The sequence below is a fragment of the Thermosynechococcus sp. M98_K2018_005 genome (genome assembly GCF_015295825.1).
Lineage (GTDB): Bacteria > Cyanobacteriota > Cyanobacteriia > Thermosynechococcales > Thermosynechococcaceae > Thermosynechococcus.
The window spans coordinates 1-8,647 of the sequence record NZ_DVEH01000060.1 but is presented as its reverse complement, the minus strand read 5'-3'; the positions used below and the strand labels follow the sequence as shown (position 1 = coordinate 8,647).

At 54.3% G+C, this 8,647-nt stretch carries 8 protein-coding genes; 2 read left to right on the top strand and 6 right to left on the bottom strand.

The window, feature by feature from the left end; genetic code table 11:
- On the bottom strand, positions 1-2,862 hold the full coding sequence (ileS, locus tag IGQ15_RS08340) for an isoleucine--tRNA ligase (protein ID WP_297050716.1): 2,862 nt from the start codon (positions 2,860-2,862) through the stop codon (positions 1-3).
- A 90-nt stretch (positions 2,863-2,952) separates the two neighbouring features.
- Here ileS and ruvX point away from each other — a divergent pair, with 90 nt between their 5' ends.
- On the top strand, positions 2,953-3,408 hold the full coding sequence (gene ruvX / locus IGQ15_RS08335) for a Holliday junction resolvase RuvX (protein WP_297050714.1): 456 nt from the start codon (positions 2,953-2,955) through the stop codon (positions 3,406-3,408).
- A gap of 41 nt (positions 3,409-3,449) precedes the next feature.
- On the opposite strand, the gene IGQ15_RS08330 is transcribed toward ruvX, so the two are convergent.
- Positions 3,450-4,091 carry a hypothetical protein gene (locus IGQ15_RS08330; RefSeq protein ID WP_297050718.1) on the bottom strand — a complete coding sequence of 214 codons (642 nt, stop codon included), beginning with the start codon at positions 4,089-4,091 and terminating at the stop codon, positions 3,450-3,452.
- 157 nt (positions 4,092-4,248) lie between these two features.
- Here IGQ15_RS08330 and IGQ15_RS08325 point away from each other — a divergent pair, with 157 nt between their 5' ends.
- Positions 4,249-5,424, top strand: coding sequence for an aminotransferase class V-fold PLP-dependent enzyme (locus IGQ15_RS08325; RefSeq protein WP_297050712.1), 1,176 nt, complete (start codon positions 4,249-4,251; stop codon positions 5,422-5,424).
- Between the two features lie 14 nt (positions 5,425-5,438).
- Here IGQ15_RS08325 and IGQ15_RS08320 read toward each other — a convergent pair whose 3' ends face one another.
- The 4 genes from IGQ15_RS08320 to IGQ15_RS08305 all read right to left on the bottom strand — a co-directional run.
- Entirely contained in the window at positions 5,439-5,651 is a 213-nt protein-coding gene (locus tag IGQ15_RS08320; RefSeq protein ID WP_297050709.1) for a hypothetical protein, read from the bottom strand.
- Between the two features lie 7 nt (positions 5,652-5,658).
- Positions 5,659-6,300: a phosphoribosylglycinamide formyltransferase gene (gene purN / locus IGQ15_RS08315; protein ID WP_297050707.1), complete on the bottom strand. Its 642-nt coding sequence runs from the start codon at positions 6,298-6,300 to the stop codon at positions 5,659-5,661.
- The gene (locus IGQ15_RS08310) at positions 6,290-7,525 is read right to left on the bottom strand and encodes a S41 family peptidase (RefSeq protein WP_297050706.1); all 1,236 of its coding nucleotides are present in this window, start codon (positions 7,523-7,525) and stop codon (positions 6,290-6,292) included. The genes purN and IGQ15_RS08310 overlap by 11 nt, the downstream gene beginning before the upstream one ends.
- An 89-nt stretch (positions 7,526-7,614) precedes the next feature.
- Positions 7,615-8,647, bottom strand: a 1,033-nt coding sequence (locus IGQ15_RS08305) for an iron uptake porin (RefSeq protein ID WP_297050703.1), incomplete at its 5' end; no start/stop codon positions are given.

The following is an 8,647-nucleotide window of genomic DNA, read 5'->3' as shown; positions in this document are numbered from 1 at the left end:
CTAAAATTCTCCTTGCAGGGCGGCTTGACAGCGATCGCACAACTGGGGATGCAAGGCCGATTGGCCAACGCTTTCAGAATAATTCCAGCAGCGGACGCATTTCTCGCCTTTAGCATGACCGACGCCAATCCATAACCCTTCGGCTTCAAGGACATAGGGCACGTCCACCCTTTCCTGTTGCGGTGTCAGCTCCACCTGCGACACTAAAAAGAGATAGCGCAGTTCATCAACGCCATTGCCACTGAGGGCATCACTGGGATTCATCTCCGCAAGGCGATCGCGCCACTCTAGATCGGCAACATAGAGCCACACTTTGGCTTCCAAAGAGGCGCCAATGAGCTTTTCGGCACGGGCCTGTTCGAGTACCTTATTTACCTCTAGGCGCAGTTGCCGCAGGCGTTGCCACTCACTCGCTAGCCGCGGATCATGCCCCTGGGCGGGAAGCTGTACCCAGCCGCTCTGAAAAACCGAAAGATAGGGGGTTTTGAAGGGCAAATGCTGCCAAATATCCTCGGCTAAATGAGGAAGCACCGGAGCAATGGCACGGGCGAGGTTTTGAACCGCAATGGCCAGCACAGTTTGACAACTACGACGGCGATCGCTCGTGGGAGCACTGATGTACAGCCGATCCTTGGCAATATCGAGATAAAAGTTTGACAGATCAACAACACAAAGATTTTGAATGGTTTGGAAAAAGCGATAGAACTGAAAGCTATCGAAGGCCGCCGTTACTTCACTGAAGACCTCGTGCAGCCGATGCAGCATATAGCGATCCAACGCGGGCAGTTGGGCATAGGGAATCGCATCTTGATTGGGGTCAAAGTCGTGAAGATTCCCGAGGAGAAAGCGCGCCGTATTGCGAATCTTGCGATAGACATCCGCCAACTGCTTGAGGATATTTTTACCAATGGGCACATCATTGGCATAGTCCACGGAGGACACCCACAGACGCAATACATCGGCACCATAGGCAGGGTCTTGCTTTTGGTTTTTGCCCCCTTCAATCACTTCGCGGGGATCGGTGACGTTGCCGAGGGATTTGCTCATTTTCCGTCCTTGCTCATCGAGGACAAAGCCGTGGGTGAGGACGGCCTTGTAGGGGGCTTGGCCTTTCACCGCAACCCGTGTTAGCAATGACGATTGAAACCAACCCCGGTGTTGGTCAGAGCCTTCGAGGTAGAGATCCGCCTGTTGATCGCCAAGAACCGCTGCCCAAGAGCATCCAGAATCAAACCAGACATCCATCGTGTCGGTGCCCTTTTCGTAGCGATCGGCTTGATCCCGAAGGGATTCGGGGAGCAATTCTGCAACGGAGAGTTCCCACCAAGCATCGGAGCCGCGATCGCGAATAATGGCTTGCACATGGGTAATGGTTTCTGCGGTTAATAGAGGTTCCCCCGTTGCTTTGTCATAAAAGACGGGAATGGGCACGCCCCAACTGCGCTGCCGCGAGATACACCAATCAGAACGCTCCGCCACCATCGCCGTAATGCGGTTTTCTCCTTGGGCAGGAATCCATTTCACCTCGGCGATCGCTCTGAGGGCAGCATCGCGAAAGCCTTCAACGGAAGCAAACCACTGCTCCGTGGCGCGGAAGATGGTTGGTTTTTTCGTGCGCCAGTCGTAGGGATACTTGTGGACATAGGGTTCTTCCTTGAGGAGGGCGCCACATGCTTGCAGTGCCGCAATCACCGCCTCATTCCCTTCCTTGAGCACATTGAGACCGGCAAATGGTCCCGCTTCTGCCGTAAAGCAGCCATTCTCATCCACAGGCGATAGGATCGGCAAGCCATAGCGTTGACCCACGGCATAGTCCTCTAAGCCATGACCGGGGGCGGTATGCACTAGTCCCGTCCCTGATTCTGTGGTCACATAATCACCACCAATCACAATCTTGCTCTCGCGCGCAAAGAGGGGATGGCGATAGCGGCTATGTTCTAAATCAGCCCCTTTGGCCGTAGCCACCACCTTCAGCGTGCAACCAAGGGTGTCACTGAGCCGCCCTACGAGATCTGCAGCAACAATTAAGTACTGGTAGCGGCCACTGGGCTTGACCTCAACAAGGGCATAGGTGAGATCGGAATTCACACTCACCGCCAAGTTAGCGGGAATTGTCCAAGGGGTCGTTGTCCAGATGGCCACCCCCAATTTCCCTAGGGCTTTGTACCAAGACTTAGCTAAGCCTGCAGGCAACTCGATGACTTCAAAGGCAGCATAGAGACTACGGGAGGTGTGGCCTTCGGGATATTCTAGCTCTGCCTCAGCGAGGGCGGTTTTAGAGCTAGGACTCCAATGGACGGGCTTGAGACCCCGATAGATATAGCCCCGCAGCACCATTTCGCCAAAGACACCGATTTGGGCCGCTTCATAGTCCGGGGTGAGGGTCAAGTAGGGGTGCGTCCAGTCGCCCCAAACCCCATAGCGTTGGAAACTCTGCTTTTGCTCCGCTACGGTTTTGAGGGCAAATTCCTTGGCCTTTTGGCGAAGGGTGAGGGGGGTAAGCTGGGCACGCTGTTCGGGTTTCAGGTTTTGCAGCACCTTGAGTTCAATAGGCAGGCCGTGGCAGTCCCACCCCGGGCGGTAGTGAACCTTGCGTCCCCGTAAAAGTTGGTACTTGTTGATGATGTCCTTGAGAATTTTGTTGAGGGCATGGCCAATGTGGAGAGCGCCATTGGCGTAGGGGGGGCCATCGTGGAGAATAAAGACCTCACCCGGATTAGTTTGCTGAAGGGTTTCATAAATTTGGTGCTGTGCCCAAAAGGCCTGCAATTGGGGTTCCCGTGTTGCTGCATTGGCCCGCATTTCAAAGGTGGTTTGGGGCAGGTTGACAGTGTCTTTGTAGTCGGGGGTCACGTCAGTCATGGGTGGGTACAGCGGGGTATGATCGTTTGAGGGCAAGCAAAAATTGGGAATGGATTCAATTGTAGGGGAACTGTTCTTGCGGACTCAAGGATGATTTCCGTTTTAGGTTTGGATCTGGGGCGCAAGCGCATTGGTGTGGCAGGGTGCGATCGCTTGGGGCAGTTGGCCACAGGCATTACAACCATCCAGCGGCGGAATTTTGCCAGTGACGTGGCGCAGCTTCGACAGATTTGCCAAGAGCGAGGGGTGGAAAAGTTAATTGTCGGCTTGCCCTACACCCTCGATGGTCAACTGGGTTCTCAAGCCCGGCAGGTGCAACATCTGGCGCAAAAAATTGGCGCGGCCTTGAACTTGCCCGTGGAATATATGGATGAGCGACTCACCTCCTTTCAGGCGGAGGAGATTCTCAAACAGCGGCGGCGATCGCCCCGTCACCACAAGGACTTAGTGGATCAAATTGCTGCTGCCCTGATTTTGCAGCAATGGCTCGATGCCCGTTCTCAAGCGGCAAAAGCAACACTGGCACCCGCTAATCCGCAGCTATAACTGATGCTGCAAATTTGTCTTCCCAAATTCTTGGGCACGGGTTACCATCTCTGGGGCTGAAACTGCGCATCATTCAGAATCGCCACCCCATCTCCCGACTGCGCCAACACAAACAGACCTTGCCGATAGGCATAGCGAGCCACTTCAGGGGGCACGATCATCCCGGCTACGGCGCCCAAGAGCTGGGTGTCACGATACTGATGAGCCAAACGACGAAATTTAGCAATGCGCTCCAGATGCTCATCTACATCCCCTTGGCTCAGTTTGGTTTTCACCTCGACGAGAACCGCTTCATTTGTATTGACGACTAGCAGATCAATTTCTAAACTCTCGTTGCCATCTTGGAGAATGACATCACTGTAAAGTTGAGAAACCGCAATTCCGCGACTTTGAAATAAGCGCAGTACGGCGGGGCGCACCTGCCATTCCACAAATTCCCCAAGGCGATTGCCGAGTTTGCCCAGTTGCTGATTGAGTTGGCGCGCTTCTTCTCGCAGCAGTCGTTCCGTTTCTTGGAAACGTCGGTCAGTCTCCTGAAATCGTCGTTCCGTTTCTTGGAAACGTCGGTCAGTCTCCTGAAATCGCCGATCCGTTTCTTGAAAGCGGCGTTCTGTTTCCTTTTGAGCTTCTAACAGCTCCCCTAATAATCGCCAAACATCGTCAGGGGTATATGCCTTTGTCATTGCTTGATTGACGGGATTGATTTGATTGGATTGACCGAGCCGTCCTTGAAAGCGCCGCCCCTGGAGTGGGGAGATCAAAAGGGAACTTGCTACATATCTTGATCTTAAATCCTTTGCGGTAGCATCTATCTATCGCTCTCCCCTGCAATAACTATCAATGAACCTAGAGACACTGCGCGCCTACCACGACACCTACCCCGCCCTGCTGAATAAGACCTACCTCAACTATGGGGGTCAAGGGCCGCTGCACCAAGACACGTGGCAGGCCATCATCCAGAGCGATCGCCACATTCAAGAGGAAGGTCCCTTTGCCAATCGCGTCTTTCCCTGGCTAAGCCAACAACTGCAAACCCTGCGGCAAGAACTAGCACAGCTTTTAGGAACAACCGCAGACACCCTTGCCCTCACAGATTCAGTCACGACGGGCTGCAACATTGTCCTTTGGGGCATCAACTGGCAAGCGGGCGATCGCCTACTCATTTCCAACTGTGAGCATCCGGGGGTAGTGGCGATTACAGAGCAATTGGCACGGCGGTTGGGGGTGGTCGTGGATCGGGTGGCCTTGTGGCCTTGGTGCAATGATGAGGTGGCCGCCATTGCAGCCCAACTCCATCCCCGCACACGCTTGGTGGTGCTCAGTCATTTGCTGTGGAATACAGGGAAACTTTTGCCCTTAAAGAAGATTGTTGACGTTTGCCATCGTCGCGGCATCCAAGTCTTGGCGGATGGTGCCCAAAGTGTGGGCATGGTGCCCCTAAATTTACCCGCCTTGGGGGTGGATTACTATGCCTTTACCGGACACAAGTGGTGCTGTGGACCTGCGGGACTAGGAGGGCTGTACATTCGGCGCGATCGCCTAGCCACATTGGAACCCACCTTTATTGGCTGGCGCGGCATTCACCAAACCCGTGATGCTCAACCCGCGGGCTGGAAGGAGGATGCCAGCCGCTTTGAGGTGGCCACAACCGCCTTTTCCTTGGTACCAGGACTCACCACTGCCCTGCGGGTGCATGATCAATGGGGGACTGCCCAAGCGCGATACGAACGCATTTGTGAGTTGAGTCATTACCTTTGGCAACAGTTACAGGGCATGGTGGGTTTGACCTGTCTGAGTCCCGTGCCGCCGCCGTCGGGCTTGGTGGCCTTTCAGTTGGCCAATGGTCAGCATCGCCAATTGGTGCAAGACCTTGAGGCAGAGAATATCTTGGTGCGGGAATTGCTCTATCCTGCCTCGGTGCGTGCCTGTGTGCATTACTTTACGTTGCCGCAGGAGTGCGATCGCTTTGTTGCTGCCCTCAAACAGTGGCTCCAGAATCATCCTTTCAACTTCTAAACTCTCGTTGCCATCTAGGAGAATGACATCGCTGCAAAGTTGCGAGACGGCAATTCCGCAGCACGGCGGGGCGCACCTGCCATTCCCCAAATTCCCCTGCCGAGTTTGCCCAGTTGCTGATTGAGTTGGCGCGCTTCTTCCCGCAGCAATCGTTCCGTTTCTTTCTGAGCCTCTAATAGCTCCCCCCATAAGCGCCAAACATCTTCAGGGGTATATGCCTGCGTCATTGAAGGATCAGCAGGAAGCTTGTGATTGCCGCGCGGCAATGTCGGCGATCGCCTGCTTGAGAATGCGATGCTCTTGAACTTGAATGCGGGCATGGAGGGTTGCGGGCGTATCATCGGGGAGAACGGGCACTGCTGCTTGCACTAAAATTGGGCCACTATCCACTTCCTCTTCCACCAGATGAACGGTACACCCGGTAATTTTCACACCTGCTGCCAAGGCCTGCTCCACGGCATGCAATCCCCGAAAACTGGGGAGCAAACTGGGGTGGAGATTGATGACTCGCTGGGGGTAGGCATTGAGGAGCACAGGGGTGACAATGCGCATCCAGCCCGCCATCACCACCCACTCGACCCCATAGGCTTTGAGGGTTTCGACAATGGCCGCATCAAAACTTTCACGGCTGGGGTAGTGGCGATGGTTGAGGAGGACACTGGGAATTTGCCACTGCTGTGCGCGCTGCGCCACAAAGGCATTGGGATTATTGTAGATCAGCACTTGAATTTGGGCGGCCAATTTCCCCTGGGCGATCGCCTCGGCAAGGGCAGCAAAGTTAGAGCCATTGCCAGAGGCCAACACCCCCAGTCGCAAAGGGCAAGGAGCGGGGGCGATCGCCGGAGCAGAAGGGACAACAAGAGCCTCACTGGACATGACGAGCATTACTGATTTTAGTGCTCAATAATTCTAAGGCTTTGGCCACCATTGGATCCGTGGGGCGTGCCACCAAGTTGGGATTGAGGCGCAATTCCAGATCGCTACTGGGATCAACCGTCACCAGCACATCGGGAGTAATGCCCCCCGCCGCAATATCGCGACCCTTTGGCGTCAGATAACGAGCCACCGTCACCACGAGGGCAGAGCCGTCCCCCAGTTCATGAACCGCTTGAACCCGCACCTTGCCCAAAGTCGGTGTCCCTACTACGGTTGCGCGACCCTGATCCTGCAGGGCACCGGCTAAAATTTCACTGGCGCTGGCGGAGGTCTGATTCACTAAGACCACAAGGGGCAACTGACTCAAGGCGCGTTGGCGGGCACGAATCGTCTCTTCCCGCTGGTTGTGTTGAATGCGCACGATCACCCCAGAATCGAGCCATTGGCGGCTAATTTCAATGCCTGCTTCTAGGAGTCCCCCCGGATTGTGGCGCAAATCGAGGATAAAGCCTTGCACCTTCTCCCGTTGCAGGACTTCGATCGCCTCTTGCATCTGTTGTTGAGAGCGGCTATTAAAACCACTGAGGCGAATGTAGCCCACCCGAGGATGATTCAAGACCTGAAAATTCACCGTACGCGGAATTTCACCGGCGCGGGTGAGTTCGACACTAAAGGGTTGGGGCTTGCCCTCACGGCGCACCAGGAGGCGCAATTTACTCCCCGCTGGCCCTCGCAACGCCAGATTGGCTCGCTCCAAGGTCAGGCGATCGCTCCCACGACCATTGATGGCCAGAATTTCATCTCCCACTTTCAAATCGGCCTTGGCAGCCACCGATCCCGCTTGGATCGCCTGAATGCGAAAGAACTGCCCCGACTCCACGAGGGTGAGACCCACATCCACCTGCTGGCCTTGGGTTTGCAGGAGCAGTTGACGGTACTCCTGAGGTGACAAAAAGCGGGTATAGGGGTCATTGAGGCGGACAAGGGTTTGCTGAATCACCCGATAGGCACTCTCGCGATCGCGATAGGCTTGGGAGAGCAACTCCTGACGAATAGCTTGCCAGTCGAGACGATTGAAGCTGCGATCCAAATAGCTTCTGTAGATAATTTGCCATGCCTCATCCACCAAGGCCTTGGGAGCATCCTTGAACGTACTGGTGCCCCCCAGTGCTGGCGGCATTCCCAATAGCGCAACACCGACTCCGAGAATTGCCCAGTGTTTCACCCGACAAATCCATAGACAATGCCTCGCCCCTATTCTATCGTCCCCCCATCAAAAAATCCCCCTCACGGGGAGGGGGAAAGGGGAGGGCATTAGAAGCTAAACGTCGTCCGCACAGCCCCCACCACGATCGGGTCGTTGGTCGAGTTGCTATTGGGATTAAAGATGGCAATCACACCGGGTGTAATCGAGATGTTACGATTCACCGCAAAGCGGTAGAAGCCTTCTAAGTGGTAGGAGTTAAAGCGAGTAAGGGAATTAGGAGGCAAATTTGGTGGTAGAGGGCCATTAGCATCAAATAATCCACTGAGGCTAATCACCTGGGGTGGTTGACCAAAGACCAGACCCAGTAAATCCCGTTTATTCAAGAGATCAGGGACTGCAAATGTAATAGCCCAGTTCAGTACGTCAGCGCTATCCGCCCTAAGTATATAGTCCGCAGCATTTTGTACAGTGTCTACATTTGCATAGCCTACCCAACCTGCCACGTTAAGCTGTTTTATTGGGCGATAGGTGAACTGAAAACCTACAGCGTCGGAAGTAGTGTTTGCAAAGTTAACTCTCGTGGGATTTGCAGCGGAAAAGAGACCACTACTCCCTGTGTTACCAAAGGGATCAAGCCCAAAGGAACGCACATAAGTTAAACCAAGGGCGAGATTCTTGGTTGGCTGCACATCCACTTGCGCTAGTGCTGCAAAAGCTCCACCAAAGAAGCCATTAGTATTACCAACAGCATTGTTAGGACCCGGAAGGTCATCTGCATTACTAGTAGGATCATTGGCATTAGGGGCAAGGTAACCCACATTCAGGGTCACGCCGGTACCCTTCTGTTTGTTACGCACCACATCGTACTTAAAGCTGACCCCCGCAGCGTTTGCAGCATTTCCTGCGCGGTAAATGGGGTTGAAGCGACCAAAGCGAGACAGGGCACCCGTATCACTCGACTGAAGGAGGGGATTGAAATTGTTGAAGTTGTCGTTGAATTCACCACCCCTGAAGTCGAGAATGAGTTGACCCCGACTGGTGACAGGGAAGCTGTAGAACGCCTTTTGTAGGTCAAATGCGCCGCCACTGGTCCCATCATACCCAAGACGCCCCATGTTGGTATTCATCAATGATGGGATT